This window comes from Sphingopyxis sp. 550B, from assembly GCF_057401805.1.
On sequence record NZ_CM171610.1, the window covers coordinates 428,310 to 446,595 of the forward strand.

General features: G+C 64.4%; 22 protein-coding genes. 13 read left to right on the forward strand and 9 right to left on the reverse strand.

Going from position 1 to position 18,286, the window contains the following annotated elements; all coding sequences use genetic code 11:
- The first annotated feature begins 224 nt into the window (after positions 1-224).
- On the forward strand, positions 225-569 hold the full coding sequence (locus tag AC2S9W_RS02030) for an energy transducer TonB family protein (protein ID WP_161628993.1): 345 nt from the start codon (positions 225-227) through the stop codon (positions 567-569).
- Here AC2S9W_RS02030 and AC2S9W_RS02035 read toward each other — a convergent pair.
- The 6 genes from AC2S9W_RS02035 to trxC all read right to left on the reverse strand — a co-directional run bounded on the left by AC2S9W_RS02035 (position 563) and on the right by trxC (position 4,820).
- The gene (locus tag AC2S9W_RS02035; RefSeq protein ID WP_012049931.1) at positions 563-811 is read right to left on the reverse strand and encodes a hypothetical protein; all 249 of its coding nucleotides are present in this window, start codon (positions 809-811) and stop codon (positions 563-565) included. The two genes, AC2S9W_RS02030 and AC2S9W_RS02035, sit on opposite strands and share 7 nt — an antisense overlap.
- 27 nt (positions 812-838) lie before the next feature.
- Positions 839-1,699 (reverse strand): class I SAM-dependent methyltransferase, encoded by an 861-nt coding sequence (locus AC2S9W_RS02040; RefSeq protein ID WP_012049930.1) that lies wholly within the window; start codon positions 1,697-1,699, stop codon positions 839-841.
- Positions 1,700-1,728: 29 nt separating this feature from the next.
- Entirely contained in the window at positions 1,729-2,517 is a 789-nt protein-coding gene (locus tag AC2S9W_RS02045; protein WP_012049929.1) for a sulfite exporter TauE/SafE family protein, read from the reverse strand.
- Between the two features lie 4 nt (positions 2,518-2,521).
- Positions 2,522-3,442, reverse strand: a complete 921-nt coding sequence (locus AC2S9W_RS02050; protein WP_012049928.1) for an MBL fold metallo-hydrolase — start codon at positions 3,440-3,442, stop codon at positions 2,522-2,524.
- An 80-nt stretch (positions 3,443-3,522) separates the two neighbouring features.
- On the reverse strand, positions 3,523-4,167 hold the full coding sequence (locus AC2S9W_RS02055; RefSeq protein WP_012049927.1) for a peroxiredoxin: 645 nt from the start codon (positions 4,165-4,167) through the stop codon (positions 3,523-3,525).
- A 209-nt stretch (positions 4,168-4,376) separates the two neighbouring features.
- Positions 4,377-4,820, reverse strand: a complete 444-nt coding sequence (trxC, locus tag AC2S9W_RS02060; protein WP_012049926.1) for a thioredoxin TrxC — start codon at positions 4,818-4,820, stop codon at positions 4,377-4,379.
- 106 nt (positions 4,821-4,926) lie between these two features.
- On the opposite strand from trxC, the gene AC2S9W_RS02065 reads away from it, so the two are divergent.
- The 4 genes from AC2S9W_RS02065 (at position 4,927) to AC2S9W_RS02080 (ending at position 7,987) form a co-directional block, all read left to right on the forward strand.
- A complete protein-coding gene (locus AC2S9W_RS02065; RefSeq protein WP_012049925.1) occupies positions 4,927-5,592 on the forward strand; it encodes a peroxiredoxin in 666 nt (221 codons plus the stop codon).
- Entirely contained in the window at positions 5,589-5,963 is a 375-nt protein-coding gene (locus AC2S9W_RS02070; RefSeq protein ID WP_012049924.1) for an ArsR/SmtB family transcription factor, read from the forward strand. Before AC2S9W_RS02065 ends, AC2S9W_RS02070 begins: the two co-directional genes overlap by 4 nt.
- A 77-nt stretch (positions 5,964-6,040) precedes the next feature.
- On the forward strand, positions 6,041-6,235 hold the full coding sequence (locus AC2S9W_RS02075; RefSeq protein ID WP_053555252.1) for a hypothetical protein: 195 nt from the start codon (positions 6,041-6,043) through the stop codon (positions 6,233-6,235).
- Between the two features lie 3 nt (positions 6,236-6,238).
- Positions 6,239-7,987 carry a chloride channel protein gene (locus AC2S9W_RS02080; protein ID WP_012049923.1) on the forward strand — a complete coding sequence of 583 codons (1,749 nt, stop codon included), beginning with the start codon at positions 6,239-6,241 and terminating at the stop codon, positions 7,985-7,987.
- Here the strand turns inward: AC2S9W_RS02080 and AC2S9W_RS02085 are convergent.
- Both AC2S9W_RS02085 and cydD read right to left on the reverse strand, forming a co-directional pair.
- Entirely contained in the window at positions 7,972-9,606 is a 1,635-nt protein-coding gene (locus AC2S9W_RS02085; RefSeq protein ID WP_012049922.1) for an amino acid ABC transporter ATP-binding/permease protein, read from the reverse strand. The genes AC2S9W_RS02080 and AC2S9W_RS02085 overlap by 16 nt on opposite strands.
- Positions 9,603-11,183, reverse strand: a complete 1,581-nt coding sequence (gene cydD / locus AC2S9W_RS02090; RefSeq protein ID WP_012049921.1) for a thiol reductant ABC exporter subunit CydD — start codon at positions 11,181-11,183, stop codon at positions 9,603-9,605. Before cydD ends, AC2S9W_RS02085 begins: the two co-directional genes overlap by 4 nt.
- A gap of 90 nt (positions 11,184-11,273) precedes the next feature.
- Here cydD and AC2S9W_RS02095 point away from each other — a divergent pair, with 90 nt between their 5' ends.
- The 6 genes from AC2S9W_RS02095 to AC2S9W_RS02120 all read left to right on the forward strand — a co-directional run bounded on the left by AC2S9W_RS02095 (position 11,274) and on the right by AC2S9W_RS02120 (position 15,715).
- Positions 11,274-12,860, forward strand: coding sequence for a cytochrome ubiquinol oxidase subunit I (locus tag AC2S9W_RS02095; protein WP_012049920.1), 1,587 nt, complete (start codon positions 11,274-11,276; stop codon positions 12,858-12,860).
- 12 nt (positions 12,861-12,872) lie between these two features.
- Positions 12,873-14,021 carry a cytochrome d ubiquinol oxidase subunit II gene (cydB, locus tag AC2S9W_RS02100; RefSeq protein ID WP_012049919.1) on the forward strand — a complete coding sequence of 383 codons (1,149 nt, stop codon included), beginning with the start codon at positions 12,873-12,875 and terminating at the stop codon, positions 14,019-14,021.
- A 14-nt stretch (positions 14,022-14,035) separates the two neighbouring features.
- On the forward strand, positions 14,036-14,146 hold the full coding sequence (cydX, locus tag AC2S9W_RS02105) for a cytochrome bd-I oxidase subunit CydX (protein WP_012049918.1): 111 nt from the start codon (positions 14,036-14,038) through the stop codon (positions 14,144-14,146).
- Positions 14,147-14,187: 41 nt separating this feature from the next.
- Positions 14,188-14,946 carry a TlpA disulfide reductase family protein gene (locus AC2S9W_RS02110; RefSeq protein WP_226948757.1) on the forward strand — a complete coding sequence of 253 codons (759 nt, stop codon included), beginning with the start codon at positions 14,188-14,190 and terminating at the stop codon, positions 14,944-14,946.
- A gap of 20 nt (positions 14,947-14,966) precedes the next feature.
- Positions 14,967-15,446 carry a Dps family protein gene (locus tag AC2S9W_RS02115; RefSeq protein ID WP_012049916.1) on the forward strand — a complete coding sequence of 160 codons (480 nt, stop codon included), beginning with the start codon at positions 14,967-14,969 and terminating at the stop codon, positions 15,444-15,446.
- Positions 15,447-15,526: 80 nt separating this feature from the next.
- A complete protein-coding gene (locus AC2S9W_RS02120; protein WP_486571561.1) occupies positions 15,527-15,715 on the forward strand; it encodes a YgaP family membrane protein in 189 nt (62 codons plus the stop codon).
- 71 nt (positions 15,716-15,786) lie between these two features.
- On the opposite strand, the gene AC2S9W_RS02125 is transcribed toward AC2S9W_RS02120, so the two are convergent.
- Positions 15,787-17,307, reverse strand: a complete 1,521-nt coding sequence (locus AC2S9W_RS02125) for a catalase (protein ID WP_012049914.1) — start codon at positions 17,305-17,307, stop codon at positions 15,787-15,789.
- A gap of 155 nt (positions 17,308-17,462) precedes the next feature.
- Between AC2S9W_RS02125 and AC2S9W_RS02130 the strand changes: the two genes are divergently transcribed.
- Both AC2S9W_RS02130 and AC2S9W_RS02135 read left to right on the forward strand, forming a co-directional pair.
- Positions 17,463-17,882, forward strand: coding sequence for a ferritin-like domain-containing protein (locus AC2S9W_RS02130; RefSeq protein WP_012049913.1), 420 nt, complete (start codon positions 17,463-17,465; stop codon positions 17,880-17,882).
- Positions 17,883-17,933: 51 nt separating this feature from the next.
- Positions 17,934-18,254 carry a hypothetical protein gene (locus tag AC2S9W_RS02135; protein WP_016747690.1) on the forward strand — a complete coding sequence of 107 codons (321 nt, stop codon included), beginning with the start codon at positions 17,934-17,936 and terminating at the stop codon, positions 18,252-18,254.
- Positions 18,255-18,286: the final 32 nt, after the last annotated feature.

The window sequence follows — 18,286 nt, forward strand, 5'->3', positions numbered from 1 at the left end:
TGGTGTCGTCGGTGTCGCGCCGGGAAGTGAGCAGCTTCACACTGTTCACGCCAACGCCGCCGCCTCCCACTGTGCCGCCTTCTCGGCCGCGTGAGATCAAGCGGCCGCCCGATCCGCAATCTGGAATGGCAATCGCTTCAGCGCAAACGAGGAAGCAGGCGGCCGCCCCAGCGCCTTCGCCGGTGGGTGCCCCGCTGTCATCGACGTCGCCACCGACGCCCTTGATGCCTTCAATCGACGGGCCTTCGCGGACCAATTTTGCCGTCGATCCTGCGCCGGCCCCTGACAGCAAAGCCGAAAGCGTGCTCGCGTCCTATCAGGGTCAGCTCTGGGCACGAATTTCAGCGCGCAAGCCCAGGGGGCTAAACCTGTCCGGCGTCGCCATGGTGCGCTTTGCCGTCGGTCGTGCCGGCGAACTGATTTCCGTCGAGCTTGCGGCATCCAGCGGAAACGCGGCGCTGGATCGTTTAGCGCTCCGGACGGTCCGCAATGCTGGTCCCTTTCCACCGCCTCCCGCGACGGTGGAAGGGGACCAGCTCGTCTTCACGATCCCCTTCAGCTTTCATTGAGGGCGCTGAGCGGGCGGCACGTCCTCGATCGTCAACATGGCGACACGCACCCTTTCCAGATAGGATACGCGGCTGTCGTCCCCGGCCTTGATGGCGGCCTGTGCTTCGTCGACAAGCACTTGTCCGGCTCGCGGCCCATGTTCTTCGAGAAGCGCCTGCGCGGTCATGATTTCATCGGTCAGGATTGCCTCATTGCCCGCGTCGCCCGCTTTCAGTCGCAGCGACAGTTTCTTTCTATCCATTATGTCGTCCTCCCCCAGATATGCCGATCACGCGCTGGCGCTTACCAGCCAGGCCTTGGCGCCCATGCGAACGCCGTCATCGTCGCGGTTGCGCTCGAACAGCGCGGCAAGATCCCGCTGAATGGCCTCACGCACCTCTGCGCCGCTCGGCCGAACGAGATCGCCGATGTGCATTCCGTCCAGCACGAAACGCGCGGCGCTCTCGGCATCGCTGCCGGGTCCGCCAATGCGCTGATCGCCGGTCCAGACATCGAACTTGATGTCGGAGAATCCCGCGCTTTGCAGAAGGTCGATCACATAGTCCTGTTCGGCCAGCGCGAATGGCCCCGGCGCACGCGGCTGAGGCGTCGGCAAGTCGATTTGCTCGCTGATGACTCCCATGATGCTGCGCTGCCAGGGATTCTCGGCGACCGGCGCCCAGACCGCAATGTCGAGCCGCCCGCCTTCGCGGAGCATCCGGCGCAGATTGGCGAAGGCAGGGTATGGCTGGGCGAAGAACATCGAGCCGAAGCGCGAGAACAGCCGATCGAACGGCGCTTCCTCCGGCATGGCTATCGCCGCATCGCCTTGCTCGAAGCGGATATTGGCGAGGCCTGCGCGCGTTGCCCGTTCGCTCGCGGCCGCCACGAGATCGGCCGATATGTCGAGGCCCAGCGCAAATCCGGTATTCCCGACGGCCGCGGCGATCTGCCGGGTCGTCCAGCCTCCGCCGCACCCAACGTCGACCACCGTTTCGCTGGCGGTATAGGCGGCCTGGGCGAGCAGCGCCTTGCCGATCGGCTCGATCATGCCCTCGAAACGGTCGAGCTGGGCGAGCCAGCGCGTGCCTGCCTGGCCTGCCCAATCATGCGCGGCAAGGCTGTCCAGATTCTCGCCAGCATCGTCCATCAAAGTCCTCCCATCATAGTTGCGAAAAATCAGTTCCAGATTGCGGCCGCGCTGCGCCACAGCATGTAGGCGGCGACCACGAAGATCAGCAGGGCGAAGATCGTATTGAGCGCGCCCTTGTGACCCGACAGCCGGTGCGAAAGTGCTGCGCCGGCGATACCGCCGACGATGCCGCCGCCGATGAACACCGCGGCAAGTCCCCAATCGACCAGCCCGGAAAAGGCATAGTTGAGCGCGGCCGTAAGACCGAAGGCCGTTACCGCGACCAACGACGATCCGACGGCATTGCGCATCGGCATCCCCGTCGAAGCCATCAGCCCCGGAACGATCAGGAAGCCCCCGCCGATGCCGAAGAAACCGGAGAACAGGCCGGTGGCGCTGCCATAGCCAATCACCTTGGGCGCGTTCTCACGGCGGCACTGGACATCGGGATTGCCGGGATCGCCGCGCTTCTTCAGCATGAGTGCGCCGACCAGGATCATCAACAGCGCGAACAGGAACAGCAGCTTCTGGCCGTCGAAGGCCTTGCCGAGCGTCGATCCGGCATAGGCCCCCGCGACGCCGGCGGCGGCGAACATGCCCGCGCAGCGCCACTTGATCGTGCGCTGACGGGCATGGGGAACGAGATTGGCGCCGGCATTGGCGGCAACCGCGAGCGCGCTGGTGCCGATCGCGACATGGGGCGAGGCGACGCCGACGAGATAGACCATGAGGGGGACGGCGAGGATCGACCCGCCGCCCCCCACGAGGCCGAGCGTGAAGCCGACGAGCGAACCCGATCCGGCTCCGAGCAGATATTGGACAGGTTCGAGCGTCATGGCCTTACAGCGTGTTGACCGGGAGCTTCAGATAGCTGGTGCCGTTGTCTTCCGGCTCCGGCATGTGACCGCCGCGCATGTTGACCTGAATGGACGGCAGGATCAGCCGGGGCATTCCGAGCGTCGCGTCCCGCGTCTCGCGCATGGCCACGAACTGGTCCTCGCTCACTCCATCGCGGACATGGACATTATGTTCGCGCTCCTCTCCCACCGACGTCTCCCAGGCATAGGTGTCGCGCCCAGGGGCCTTGTAGTCGTGGCAGAGATGCAAGCCCGTCTGATCGGGCAGCGAGAGCAGGCGCCGGATGGACCGGAAAAGCGTGCGGGCGTCTCCACCGGGGAAGTCCGCGCGGGCCGTGCCATAGTCGGGCATGAACAGCGTGTCGCCGATGAACGCCGCATCGCCGATCACATAGGTCATGTCGGCGGGGGTGTGGCCGGGAACATGCAACGCGATCGCCTCGATCGACCCGACCTTGAAGCGGTCGCCGTCATCGAACAGGCGGTCGAACTGCGAGCCGTCGCGGGCGAAACGCGTGCCCTCGTTGAAGATCTTGCCGAACACCTCCTGCACCGTGAGGATATGACGGCCGATCGCGAGCGTGCCTCCCAACTTCTCCTGAAGATAGGGCGCGGCTGAGAGATGGTCGGCATGAGCGTGCGTCTCGAGCAGCCATTCGACCTCAAGACCTTCGCTATGGATATAGTCGATCACCTTGTCAGCCGACGCGAAGGACGTGCGCCCCGAAGCCGGCTCGAAATCGAGCACGCTGTCGATGATCGCAGCCTTGGCGGTCGCGGGATCGGAGATGACGTGGGTCACGGTGAACGTGTCCTCGTCGAAGAAGCTGCGGATGACCGCGGGCCGCGCATTGCTCGCGGCCTCGACAATGCGGGCGGCTTCACGGATTTGCGGATCGGTCATGGCCTTGTCCTTTCATTCGATAAGCGGGTGTGCCGGCTTCGCGCTAAGGGGGAGGGGCGCGCGAAGCCGGCCCGACCGGCTCAGAGTGTCTTCTTGCTGAAATACCAGTCGGTGTAGTCGTAGCCCTCGTCCTTGCGCGCCTTGGCGGCCTCGGCGGTCGCGGGCGGCGGCACGATCACGGGTTCACCGGGCTGCCAGTTTTCGGGCGTCGCGACCTTGTTCGCGTCGGACGTCTGAAGCGCGGTCAGCAGGCGGACGAACTCGTCGACCGAGCGGCCGTTCGACATCGGGTAATAGACCATTGCCCGGATGACGCCTTCGGGGTCGATCAGGAAGGTCGCCCGCACGGCGGAGGTGTCCGACGCGCCGGGATGGATCATGCCGAAGGCCCTGGCGACGTTCATCGACAGGTCGTCGATGATCGGGAAGGTGATCTCGACGCCGAACTTCTCCTCGATGCTGCGCATCCAGGCGATGTGCGAATGCACGGAGTCGATGGAGAGGCCCAGCAGCTCGCAATTGAGCGCCTTGAAGCGATCGGCCGCCTTCGCGAAGCCCATGAACTCGGTCGTGCAGACCGGGGTGAAGTCCGCGGGGTGGGAGAAGAGGACCAGCCACTTGCCCTTGTAATCGTCGAGCGAGCGTTCGCCGTGGGTGGTCTTTGCCTTGAAGGCCGGCGCCGGTTCGTTGATCCGGGGCATGGAGGGGGCGGCCACGTCTGTCATTTTATCGTCTCCTGTGAGTGAGTGGGCGACAGACATTAGATACACATTTCTATTAATCGTGAGAACACGATAAACCTAATTCCTCTGATCGGATTTTTCAATCTTTTCCGAAAGCGGCGGCAAAGGCCGGATTCGCGGCGCGCAAAAGCGGGCGCGCAAACGCTTCAAAGCATCATTTAATCTAATTTATAGGGTGATCGCGGCCCGAATCAGGCGGCGGCGAGAGCCTGTCTTACCCATGCGACGAGTCGGGCGCGGTCCATCGCCCCGGCCTGACGTGCGATCTCGCGGCCGCCCTTGAAGAGTATCAGCGTCGGGATCGACTGGATGCGGTAGCGCCCCGATATGCCCTGCTCGGCCTCGGTATCGACCTTCAGCAGACGGACATGCGGTTCCAGTTCGGCGGCGGCCGCCTTGAACGCCGGGGCCATCGCGCGGCACGGCCCGCACCAGCTCGCCCAGAAATCCACGAGAACAGGCAGACTTCCGCGCCCCACATGGCGGTCGAAGGCGGTGGCATCGACATCGACAGGCTGGCCCTGGAACAGCGGCATCGAGCATCGCCCGCAATTGGGCGCAGCGCCGATCTTCGCAGCCGGAACCCGGTTGATGCTCGCACAGACCGGGCAAACCACAAGCTGGGACTCGGACATGCGGACATCTCCTATGGAACGCTATCGCTGCTTAATCGTTTACCCGCATGATGTAACCGTGTAAGAAAGGGGGTTCAAGACTTGCCTCCCTTCAGGAGTAGGAAATTTGAATCCCAGCGCAAATGAGAGTGGCGTCTGTTCGCCGGTCCAGATCGGCGATGCCGCGCCCAATTTTCAGGCGCGCACGACCCTGGGCGAAATGAGCCTGTCCGACTATCGCGGCCGCTGGGTGTTGCTGTTCTCCCACCCTGCGGACTTCACGCCCGTCTGCACCAGTGAATTCGTCGCGCTCTCGCGCGCCGGGGAGCGGTTCAAAGCGCTCAACTGCGCGCTTGTCGCGATCTCGGTCGACAGCCTCTATTCGCACCTCGGATGGATACGGGCGATCCATGAGCATTTCGGTGTCACGGTTGGTTTTCCGATAGTCGAAGATCCCTCGATGGTCATCGGCCGTGCTTACGGAATGATCGCCGACGATGCGCCCGACGCGGCGACGCTCCGTGCGACCTTCTTCATCGACCCCGACGGCATCGTTCGCGCCAAGCTCTGCTATCCCGCCACTATTGGCCGCTCGGTAGAGGAGCTGCTGCGCGTCGTCGCCGCGCTACAAATGGTCGACAGCGACAATGTGGTCACGCCCGAAGGCTGGCGCCCTGGCGATGACGTGCTGCTCCCGCCCTATCAGGATCAGGATTCCGCGCTCGATGCGGCAGGCGATGCCTGCTGGTTCCACCGGACGCGGCCCGACAAGCACAAAAAGGCAGGCAAGTGACGACATTCACCGATAGCGAACTCGATGCGATCACCGACATTCTGAAGGCGCTCGGGCATGACGTGCGGCTAAAGCTCATGCGGACGCTGCTCGAGAATGGCGAGAAGTCAGTCGGTGAACTCGAAACCATGACCGGCATCGGCCAACCGGGCCTGTCGCAACAGCTTGCCATCCTGCGCAAAGCGGAGCTGGTGCAGACGCGCCGCGATGCTAAGCTGGTCTTCTACAGCCTCGCGCCGGATGCGCTGGAAAGCACGGCAAAGCTGCTCTGCGCCTTGTCGGGCATTTCCGCGAAGGACGTGCAGCCCGGCGTGAAAGGCGCGGGGTCGCGCGCACGGGGATCGGCTGCAACCTTCGCCCGGATCTTGTGATCGCGCGTCATTGATAGGCTGGGGACATCGGATCGGCCGCTTCGTCCCCGGACACCGGCCATCATAGGAGACGCAGGATGACGCAGGATTCCGGCAAGGGCGCAAAGCCTGACGATCCAAAAGAGAAACCGCCCAAAGCGGGCCGCAAGAAGCCCGGTGCGGGCAACACCGGGAAGAGCGGCAAGCCCAAGGAAGCCGCACCGCTCGATCCGGTCGAGGAAGCGGGCATAGAGTCTTTCCCGGCGAGCGACGCTCCAAGCTGGACGCCCTGATCCGTGGCTGGTCTGATACGGGCGACCGCCCTCGTATCGGCGGCGCGGCGGCTGTTCCGGTCCAGCGAAGCCAGCCTGATCCTGCTTTCGGTCGGCGTCGGTATCCTTGCCGGCTTGTTGGCCTCGCTTCTGGGCAAAGCCGCCTGGATCATGCAATCGCTGCTCTACGGCCTCGGCACGGACCTCCGGTTGAGCGGCCTCGTCTCGATTTCGCCCGCTCGCTTGCTGGCGCTGCCGATCGGCGGCCTGGTGCTGGGTGCGCTGGTGCTGTTCACACGCCGCAAGAAACGCACCTCGATCGACGTCGTGGAAGCCAACGCGCTTCATGGCGGGCGGATTCCCCTGCGCGATACCACGATGGTCTGCGGACAAACGCTGATCTCGAACAGCTTTGGTGCATCGGTCGGCCTCGAAGCCGCCTATGCGCAGGCCGGGGGCGGCATCGCCTCGCTGATCGGACAATGGCTCAATCTGAGGCGCGGCGATCTGCGTGTGCTGGTCGGCGCCGGATCGGGCGCAGCGATCGGGGCCGCCTTCGGCGCGCCGCTGACCGGCGCCTTCTATGCTTTCGAGATCGTTATCGGCGCCTATACCCCGGCAAGCATCGCCCCTGTCGTGGCTGCGACGATTTCCGCGGTCATCACCGCCAGGACGCTGGGCGCAACCCCCTATCTGATCGCGGCGCAAAGCAGCCAGCATCTCTCGGCCGCGAACTATATCCTCTACGCAGGGCTGGGGCTGATCGCGGCCCTGCTCGGCATCGCCATCATGCGGCTCGTCTCGCTCGCGGAAGCGGGGGTTCGGCGCACCGCGATTCCCGAATGGCTGCGGCCCGCTCTGGGCGGCGCTATCCTGATCCCGCTCGCGCTCACGACACCGCATGTCTTGTCGGCAGGTCACGGCGCGTTGCACCTGACCATCGCCGGCAATATCGCGCTGGGCGCCTTGATCCTGATCTTCGCGCTCAAGTCGCTCGCGTCGATCGTCTCCCTCGGCTTCGGCTTTAGGGGCGGTCTGTTCTTCGCCTCGCTATTTCTCGGCGCGGTGCTGGGACAGATATTCGCGCGCCTGTGGGCGTTCGTCCCCGATGGCATTCCCCTGTCGCCGATGGATGCTTCGCTGGTCGGCATGGCCGCGCTGGCGGCCGCGGTCGTCGGTGGCCCGATGACCATGTCCTTCCTCGTTCTCGAAGCCACGCATGATTTCGAGATCACGGCGGTCGTGCTGACGGCCGCGCTCTGTTCGAGCACGCTAGTCCGCGAGCGGTTCGGCTATTCCTTCTCCACCTGGCGCCTGCATCTGCGTGGCGAGGTGGTTCGCAGCGCGCGCGATATTGGCTGGATGCGAACGCTCACCGCGCGGCGCATGATGCGGACCGCGCCCGCCACCGCGTCGCCGGCGATGCCGGTCAAGGCATTTCGCGAGCATTTCCCGCTCGGTTCGACAAGCCGCGTGCTGCTTCAGGACGAACAGGGTCACTATGCGGGCCTCGTTCCCACGGCGGCGGCCTTCGCCGATCCGGCGCAGACCGAAAGGCCGGTGTCCGACTTCGCAATCCTCAAGGATGTCACGCTTTCGCCGGATATGTCGATCGTGCCGATCATGGAGCTGTTCGACAGCAGCGCGGCCGACGATCTTGCCGTGGTCGATGCTCAGGGCCGGATCGTGGGAATGCTGACTGAACGCTATGTCCGCAAACGCTATGCCGACGAGCTGGATCGGGCGCAGCGCGAACTCTACGGCGAGGATTGACTTGAGCCGCCGATCTCAAGGATCGACCCGTCATCCTTGCCGGCAAGCGCCAGCAACGCTCCCCTGTGGCTCACGACGACAAGGCCGGTTCCGGTATCGCGAAGCCAGGTGTCGAGCCGGCGTGCAAGCCGCGCTTCCGTCACCATGTCGAGGCCTTCGCTCGGCTCGTCGAGCAACAGCCACGGCTTCGCCGCGAGGACCGCGCGCGCGATCGACAATCGTTTGAGTTGCCCGCCCGACAGGCGCGCGCCGCCATCTCCGACCCATTGGTCAAGCCCGTGCGGCATGGTGCGGACGTCAACCGCGAGGCAGGCCACTTCCAGCGCTGCCCAAAGCTGTTTATCGCTGAGGCCAGAGCGGGCGACACGCAGATTGTCACGCACTGTTCCCGACAGGAGCTGCGCATCCTGCGGCGAGAGCGCGAAGGCCGCTCGCACCGTCTCAGGCGGCAGCGCCTCGATAGGCTGACCATCAAGGCAAATGCCTGAATTCCGATCCGGCGGACGAATGCCTGCCAGCGTTTCGAGCAGGCTGGTCTTGCCGCTGCCGGATTGTCCAGCAATCCCCAGGCGCTCGCCAGATTCGAGCCGCACATGCACACCACCTCGATCCAGGGCGATGCTCCGCCCGATCGGCCCGGATGCACTCTTCGCCGGGATGGGAGCACTATGCGGCCCCGCCATGTCCTCCAATCGCGCGAGGGCGGCCGTCACCAGCGCGCCCCGCGACACACCCCGAATATAGCCTGACAAGGTCTCGATCGCGCCCGCCGATGCCAGCACGGCGAGCACCGTCATGGGCAAAGGGGCGTTGGAGATCGCGAGGACCGCGCCCATCGCGATACCCCCGCCAAGGGTCAGCCCGGCGTCGATGACCGCTTCGCCGCGCGCGAAACGGCGCCGTGCCCGGTCCAGTTCGGCCGTCTCGACGGCAAGGCTCCGCTCGATCGCCGGGGCCAGGTCATAGGCCAGGATTTCGGGCGAGGCCGACGCATAATCGACCATGCCAACCTTCAATCGCGCCAGCGCCGCCGCAATGTCAGTGGCGGCGATCGTGAGCAAACGGGGCGTCGCCAGATTCGCCCACAAGGCGAGGCCGGCGATCAGCGCCAGCAAGGCAAGGCTGGCCCAGGGACTGGCAAGCCATGCGAGGACGAGGCCGATCACCGCGCCGGCAAGGGCGGCGGGAAGCGCGGGCCTGCGGACAAGGCTGTCTTCGAGCGCGCCGATGTCCTGCACGAGCCGGGTCACGGTATCGCCCGCTGATACGGCCCGCACGTCGCGCACCGACAGGATGCGGTCGAACAGGCGCGCGCGGACCGTGGCGAGCGCCATCAAGGCTGCGCGATGGCCATAAAGGCGTTCGCCATAGCGCGCCGTCGTCCGGACGATCGCGAGCAGCCGGATCATCGCGCTCGGCACGAGATAGTTGAAGCCCTGCGCAGCCAGCACCCCGCCAAGGCCGGCAAGCGCGGCGCCGGTGATGAACCATCCCGACAGGCCCAGCAGCAGGACCGCGGCGATCGTCGCGGCGGCGGCGAGCGCGCCGGCGATGCGGAAAGCGCGGCGCTCGGGGGCGATGGCTTCGGCCAGTAGCCGGTCCATATCCGCGCGGCTCATGCCAGCACCATTTCGCTATCGGCGATCGCGGCCAGCTCGGCGCTGTGCGTCACCATGAGGACCGTGCGGCCCGTGGCGGCCGAAGCCAATATCCCGGCAATGTCAGCCGCCGACCTCGCATCGAGATCCGCCGTCGGTTCGTCGAGCAGCCAGAGCGGCGCGTCTTTCAGAAGCACTCTTGCGACGCCGACGCGGCGGCGCTCGCCTCCCGACAGACCCGATCCACGGTGGTCGAGCGGCAGGGACATGCCTTGCCCGCGCGCCTCGATCATCGGTCCAAGCCCGGCAGAACGGGCAGCAGCTTCAACTTCGGAGTCGTCGGCCTCCGGGCGCGCAAGGCGGATGTTGTCGGCGAGCGTTCCGGGGATGAACGCGACCGATTGTCCCGCCCAGCCTATATGGCCGGGAAGCGCGACGGTTGCCGCGTCTCGGCCGTCGATGAGAATCCGTCCCCTGCCGATGGGCGCAAGCCCTAGCAGCGCGTGCAGCAGGCTGGACTTGCCGATGCCGGTAGCTCCGCGCAGCGCGAAAGTGGTGCCTGCCGCGACGTCCAGCGTGAACGGACCGATAGCCGTCTCGCCATAGTCGATGACCACGCCGTCGAAGCGCAGCGCGGGCGGAGCCTCGATCGCGCGAGGGGAGGAAGCCGGGGACGGGGGAGCGATCTTTTCCAGGCGTTCGACCGCGGCCTCTCCGACCTGCTTGTCATGATAGGCGGCTGCGAGGCGGCGCATGGGGAGGTAGAATTCGGGCGCGAGGACGAGGACGAACAGGGCTTGTCCAAGGGTCAGCGTCTCAGGTGCGGGGAAAGGCAGGATGCCCAGCAGGTTGAAGCCGCAATAGAGCGCGACCAGCGCCACCGACAGCGCGGCAAAGAATTCGATGATGGCGCTCGAGACGAAAGCGATCTTCAGCACGTCGACCGTGCGGGTCGCCACCTCGCGGGTGGCGTCGGCAAGATGGCGGCCGATGCGGTCCTGCGCGCCGAACCCGACGATCACCGGGAGCGCACGCACGCGGTCGACGAACAGACCGGACAGGCGGCTCAATGCGTCGAGCTGGCGGGCAGCGGCGCGGGCGGCCGCGCTACCGGCGAGCGCCATGCCAAGCGCGAACGGCATGAGCGTCGCAAGCATGATCGCACCGGCTACCCAGCTTCCGAACGCGGCGGCAACCGCAATGACGAGGGGCGACAGGACCGCCGCGCGGCGGAGAGGCTGGAAGCGGGCATGGAAGCCGCCCAGGTCTTCGATCCGGTCGACAGCATCGGCTACCGCCTCGCCCAGCATCCGGCGATCTCCCGGCGCCGCGACAAGGATTCGGGGATAGACCCGGTTCCTCCAGCTCGTCTTGGCGCAGACTGCCCCGATCTCGCCGGCGTCGGTTGCACCGATCTGTATCGCGGCGCGAAGCAAGCTGGCTGCGATCAATCCGGCGACGGCGACCAGCACATTGCCATGATCGCCGCGCGCGGCCGCCGCCACACCGGCAGCAAGCGCGCCCGCCATAAGGATTGCCGCGCCGCTATCGGCGGTCCAGAAAAGGGCCGCGCCCTGTCGATCAAATTGGTTGCTCATATACTCAGTTACGAGTAATGGCTAATCATAATCTTTTCAACCGACTCAAGGCAACCATGGAAGCCGGGCCGGAATGCAAGGAGTCTTGCCATGGACATGGCCGTGATCGAACTCTCCCGGCTGCAATTCGCGCTGACGGCACTCTACCACTTTCTATTCGTCCCGTTGACCCTTGGCCTCTCCTTCATGCTGGTCATCATGGAGAGCATCTATGTGATGACGGGCCGGGAGATCTGGCGCACCGTCACGCGCTTCTGGGGCAAGCTGTTCGGCATCAATTTCGTGCTCGGCGTCGCCACCGGCATCACGATGGAATTCCAGTTCGGCACCAACTGGTCCTATTATTCCCACTATGTCGGCGACATCTTCGGCGCGCCGCTCGCTATCGAAGGGCTGATGGCCTTCTTCCTCGAAGCGACCTTCGTCGGCCTCATGTTCTTCGGGTGGGACAAATTGTCCAAACAGGCCCACCTCTTCACCACCTTCATGGTCGCCCTGGGATCGAACCTCTCGGCGCTGTGGATTCTGATCGCCAATGGCTGGATGCAACATCCGACCGGCGCCCGCTTCAATCCCGCGACGATGCGGATGGAAGTCTCCGACTTCATGGCGGTGCTGTTCAACCCCGTCGCACAGGCCAAATTCGTGCATACGGTCAGCGCCGGCTACGTCTGCGCCTCGATCTTCGTGCTCGGCATTTCGGCCTGGTATCTGCTCAAGGGCAAGTGGGTCGCCGTCGCAAAGCGCAGCTTCACCGTGGCGGCCGCCTTCGGCCTTGCCTCCTCGCTGTCGGTCGTCGTGCTGGGTGACGAGAGCGGCTATGCCCTCACCGACAACCAGAAGATGAAACTCGCTTCGCTCGAAGCCATGTGGCACACTGAGCCGGCTCCTGCGGGTATCGCGATCTTCGGCATCCCAAGCCTGGAAGGGCGCGAAACCCGCTATGAAGTGAAGATCCCCTATGTATTGGGCCTGATCTCCACGCGCAGCCTGACGGGCGAAGTCTCCGGCATTTTCGAGCTGGTCGCCAAGGCGCAAGGTCGCATCGAACATGGCATCAAGGCCTATGACGCGGTGGAGCGGCTGAAGGTCAATCAGAACGACATGGCCGCGCGAGCGCAGTTCGAGGAAGCCAAGGCCGATCTCGGCTATGCCCTGCTGCTCAAGCGCTTCGTTGCCGATCCGCGACAGGCGACGCCTGAGCAAATCGAGAAGGCCGCATGGTCGACCGTGCCCAATGTCCCGGTCATGTTCTGGGTCTTCCGCGTGATGGCTGGCATCGGCTTCTTCTTCATCGCCTTCTTCGCTGCCGCCTTCTGGATGGCGTCGGTGCGGCGCTTCGGCTGCGACAACGGGTTCTGCCGCACCTTCATGCGCGCGGCGGTCTGGATCATGCCCTTGCCGTGGATCGCGATCGAATTTGGCTGGATTTTGGCCGAAATCGGCCGCCAGCCCTGGGCGATCGACGGCGTGCTGCCGACCTTCCTCGCCGCCTCGAGCCTGACCGTCGCGCAGCTCTGGACGACGATCGTCGGCTTCACGCTGCTCTATGGCGCCCTCGCCGTGATCGAAGTCCGCCTGATGATCGCGGCGATCCGCAAGGGGCCTGACGAGCATCGCGCGCCTGCGCCGGCACCAGCGTCGCCGAACGGCTACGCGCCCATTCCTGCCGAATAAGGAGAACAGGTCATGGCACCTCCCATCGACTATGAAACGCTCCGAGTGATCTGGTGGCTCCTGATGGGTGTCCTCCTGATCGGCTTCACCCTGACGGACGGCTTCGATCTCGGCACCGCCGCCCTCCTGCCGTTCGTCGCCAAGACCGATGCCGAACGCCGCATGGTCATCAACTCGATCGGCGCGACGTGGGAGGGGAACCAGGTGTGGTTCATCCTCGGCGGCGGTGCGATCTTCGCGGCCTGGCCATTCGTCTATGCGGTCAGCTTCTCCGGCTTCTACCTCGCCATGTTCCTCGTCCTCGCCGCGCTCATCCTGCGGCCCGTGGGGTTCAAATATCGCTCGAAGAAACCCGATGCGGCCTGGCGCTCGCGCTGGGATTGGGCGCTGTTCGTGGGCGGGTTCGTTCCCGCGCTGGTGTTCGGGGTCGCGGTCGGCAACGTGCTGACCGGCATCCCCTTCCGCCTCGATACCGATCTGCGCTCTTTCTATGAGGGGAGCCTGCTCGGCCTGTTCCATCCGTTCTCGCTGGTCGCCGGGCTGCTCTCGGTAGCGATGATCGTGCTGCACGGCGCGAGCTGGCTCGCGATCAAGATCGAACGCGGCGCAGTCCACGATCGCGCCCGCACCTTTGGACAGGTCGCGGCGGGTGCCTCGATCCTGCTGTTCGCGCTCGGCGGAGTGATGATCGCCACCATGGGCTATGGCTTCCGCCTGACGCATGGGGCCAATCCGCTCGGTCCCTCCAACCCGCTGCTGTCGGGAACGGTTGCGGCGCCGGGGGCGTGGCTCGATAATTACCGGGCATATCCGTGGATGCTGATCGCACCGATCCTCGGTTTCGTGGGGCCGCTGCTGGCATGGATCGGCATCCGCAAGGGCCGCGAGGCGCTGGCGTTCGGCGGCTCGTCGCTCGGTGCCGTGGGCATCATCGCGACGGTGGGCCTGTCGATGTTTCCGTTCATCCTGCCCAGCTCGATCGACCCGGCCTCGAGCCTAACGGTGTGGAACGCCTCGTCCAGCCATGTGACGCTGTTCATCATGCTGGCGGTGACGGTCGTGTTCCTGCCGATCGTGCTCATCTATACGGCTTGGGTCTATAAGGTGCTGTTCGGCCGCATCACGCTGCGCGACGTCGACACCAACCCCGACTTCTACTGATAGGGATGACTCCGATGTGGTATTTCAGTTGGGTATTGGGTGTCGGCCTCGCCGTCGGCTTCGGCATCCTCAACGGCATGTGGCACGAATTTCATTCCGACCCCGATGACGACGCGGCCGCCTGAAGGTCGATCTGATGATTAGCGTCGGCCCTCTCGCGCTGGCGTTGGAGCGGCTGTTCGCGGTCCTCGGAATTGTTGCCTTCATGGCGGCGGCGAGCTGGATCGGCCGTCGCCATGGCAAGGACAGCGATAAGGCCGCATGGCGCGCCCTGCTCGTCGGCCTCGTCGCCGCCCGCGCGGGGTTTGTGGGCCAGAACTGGTCCGCCTTTGCGGTCGAGCCTCTGAGCATATTCTATGTCTGGCAAGGCGGTTTCTTCCCTCTCGCGGGTCTGGCGGCCGCCGCGATTTCGCTGGTGCTGTCGCTGCGCCGATCGCCCGCGCTGTTCCCTACGGGCATGGCCTTCGTTGGCAGCGCCGCGGCCGCGCTCATCGCCACGTCGCTGTTCCTCGCCTCTTCGCAGAGGCCATTGCCGCAAGGCTTGGTCCTCCACTCGCTTGCAGGCGAAGCAAGCGCGCTCGACGATCGGAAGGGCAAGCCGTTCGTCATCAATCTCTGGGCGAGCTGGTGCCCGCCCTGCCGGCGCGAGATGCCTATGCTGATCGAAGAGGCCGCGCGCTCGCCTGTGCCGATCCTGCTCGCCAACCAGGGCGAGGACGCGACGAAGGTGCGGACCTGGCTGGACGGCCAACGCCTGACCTCGGCGCATATCCTCTTGGATAGCGATCAAAGCGCCGCCGCCGCGATCGGGTCCGCGGGTCTTCCCGCGACGCTGTTCGTCGACAGCAAGGGCGTCATTCGTGAGCTGCATGTTGGCGAAATCTCCCGCGCCGCCCTGCTCGCGGGATTGCGGGAACTGGATTAATTTTGACCAAGGAGAAACCCATGACCAGACAAGTGAATATCGGGATCGGCGAGGAAGATCGGATTGCGATCTCCGAAGGCCTGAGCCGCCTGCTGGCGGACACCTACACCCTCTATCTGACGTCCCACAACTTCCACTGGAACGTGACGGGGACGATGTTCAACAGCCTCCATACCATGTTCATGACGCAATATACCGAGCTGTGGAACGCGATCGACCCGATCGCCGAACGTATCCGCTCGCTGGGTCAGCCCGCACCGGGTTCCTATGCGCAGTTCGCCAAGCTCAGCTCCCTGCCTGACGCGCCGGAATCTCCGCCCAAGGCGCTCGACATGGTGGATATTCTCGCCAAGGGCCACGAAGCGGCGGCCCGCACGGCGCGCGCCCTGTTCCCGCTGGTCGAAAAGGCGAGCGACGAGCCGACCGCGGATCTGCTTACCCAGAGAATCGCGCAGCATGAGCAAACCGCCTGGATGCTCCGCGCCCTGCTCGAAGACTGAGGCGGAATGGGCGACAGGGCGTGACCGCGCGCACGATCGCGGCCGCACCCGATCTCCCGCAATGAGAAGGAGGAATTGGAATGTCCCGAAATGAAGGCACCATAGACCGACTGTTGAGGGTGATCGTCGGCCTTGTTCTGATCGCGCTGGTATTCGTCGGGCCACGCTCTGCGTGGGGGTGGATCGGCGTCGTTCCGTTGCTGACCGGGCTTGTGGGCATGTGCCCGATCTATTCGTTGCTCGGCATCAACACTTGCCCGAGAGGCTGACAAAAACGGTCCTCATCGCATGAAATGAAACCCTGGCCGCCACGATACGAGCGGCCAGGGCTTTCGCTGGATCAGGACACCGGGGCGGCGTGTTGCTCGGAGCCCTCGCCCATTCCTTGCGCGGGCGCAGGAGCTGCGCCAGCGCGCACGCATTCCTCGATGCGGCGGCCCACATCGGCATCGACGCTTTTCCAATAGTCGATGGCGCGTTCGAGCACCGGCGAGCGGACACCGCCCAGCAAGCTGCCGGCGACCGTCTCCACGAGCCGATCGCGTTGCGCGTCATTGAAGACTTCACGCACCAAGATGCCGGGCTGCGTGAAATCGTCATCGTCGGGCCGAAGCGTGTAGGCCTGCCGCACCATGTCGCCATCGGTTTCCCAGCCATCGGCAGCAGGGCCGGTTTCGTCGGCCCAGCTCCGTCCGCCGCTGTTGGGCGCATAGACAGGGGCATTGCCGCTGTGCTGATAGGCCATCTGCCCATCGAACATATAGGTATTCACCGGCACCTTGGGCTGGTTGACGGGGAGCTGGTGGAAGTTCGTCCCGATCCGGTTACGCTGCGCGTCATTGTAAGCGAACGCGCGGCCCAGCAGCATCTTGTCCGGCGAAAGGCCGATGCCCGGCACCGTGTTCCCCGGCGAGAAGGCCGCCTGCTCGATCTGCGCGAAGAAATTATCGGGATTCCGATTCAAGGTCATCGTGCCGACCTTGATGAGCGGATAATCCTTGTGCGACCAGGTTTTGGTGAGATCGAACGGGTTGATCCGGTAGGTCTTTGCTTCGGCATAGGGCATCGCCTGCACGAACAGCGTCCAGCTCGGATGATCGCCGCGCGCGATCGCCTCGAATAGATCGCGGCGGTGATAGTCGGCATCGGCGCCGGCCATCGTCGCGGCTTCGGCATTGGTGAACTCGGCCGTGCCCTGATTGCTGATGAAGTGATACTTGACCCAGAATTTCTCGCCCTGGGCGTTGATCCACATATAGGTATGCGAGCCGTATCCGTTCATGTTGCGCCAGGTGCGCGGCAGACCGCGGTCGCCCATGAGATAGGTGACTTGGTGGGCCGATTCCGGGTTCAGCGTCCAGAAGTCCCATTGCATATGGTTGTCGCGCAGCCCACAATCGGGAAGGCGCTTCTGGCTGCGGATGAAGTGCGGAAACTTCATAGTGTCGCGGATGAAGAAGACCGGCGTGTTATTGCCGACGAGATCGTAATTGCCCTCGCTGGTGTAGAATTTAAGGCTGAAACCGCGCACGTCGCGCCAGGTGTCGGGACTGCCCGCCTCGCCCGCGACGGTCGAGAAGCGCGCGAGCATTTCAGTCGAAGCGCCCTTCTGGAACAGAGCCGCGTGCGTATAGGCGGATACGTCCTCGGTCGTCTCGAGCACACCGAAGGCGCCCGATCCCTTGGCGTGGGGCTGGCGCTCAGGAACCTTCTCGCGGTTGAAGTGCGCCATCTGCTCAAGGAAATGGACGTCGTGCAAGAGGATCGGGCCATCGGCCCCGATGGTCAGGGAATTGCGGTCGCTTGGCGCCGGCGCGCCGGTGCTCATCGTCGATCCGGTAGCATTCTTGGTATCTGGCATGGCTGCTCTCCCTCTCCGGCAGGGCCGCCGTCCGCCGACTCCCTGCGAACAATCAATCATACGCTGAATCGGCCAAGCCTCAATACAAATATAGAATAATTGTGTAAGCATGATAGACTGACGCCCGAATCTCCAACGGCAGAAAGGACAAGGCGATGGCTTCGATAGAGCTGGCGAAGATCCTGCTCGATGCGCTCGATGATGAGCGGAAGGCAGAGGCGAGCTATGCGGCCGTAATCGACAAGTTCGGCCCGGTGCGGCCCTTCTCCAACATCATTGAGGCCGAACAACGCCACGCTTCGGCGCTCGAACGCCAGCTCCGGCGCCTTGGGCTGACCGTTCCGCCAAATCCGTGGACCGGAAAGGTATCGGCGCCGGCGACGTTGAAAGAGGCTTGCGAAAGCGCCGTCGAAGGCGAGATCGAAAATATAGCGCTCTACGATCGGCTGATTCCAATGATCGACGATCCTGCCGCGCGACAGGTCATGGAAAATCTGCAAGCCGCCTCGCGCGAGCGCCACCTTCCGGCGTTCAAGCGATGCCTGGAACGCGAACAAGATCGAGGCCGCGTGTGATACAAGGAAGCTCCTCGTAGCGTCGAGAGCGAGGGCCTGAAGGAATGAAGTGTGACCAAGTTTGTTTTTGATGCGTCGATCTTTGTGCGGCCCGGGCATGAAACAGACCCCGGCGAGTATTCCGACGAAACCCGCGCCGAAATCGCGAAGCTCCGTGTCCTATATCCGGAACTGGCGCATTGGGGCGACCTGGCCCTTGGCGGTGCGTTTGGCGAAATGTCAGAAGACGTTCTGAGTATCAGTTGGGCACATTTTCTATTCGAGACGCGCGAAGAGTTTTTCCTTGGATACTGCTGCTGGCGTCAGACCCGAGGGGACTGGCATGGCGGGATCGACTTTGACAGGCTCGAAGCACTTACCGACTGGAAGTGAGCCTCGCTGGCCGGTGGTGGCGTCGGATCGGC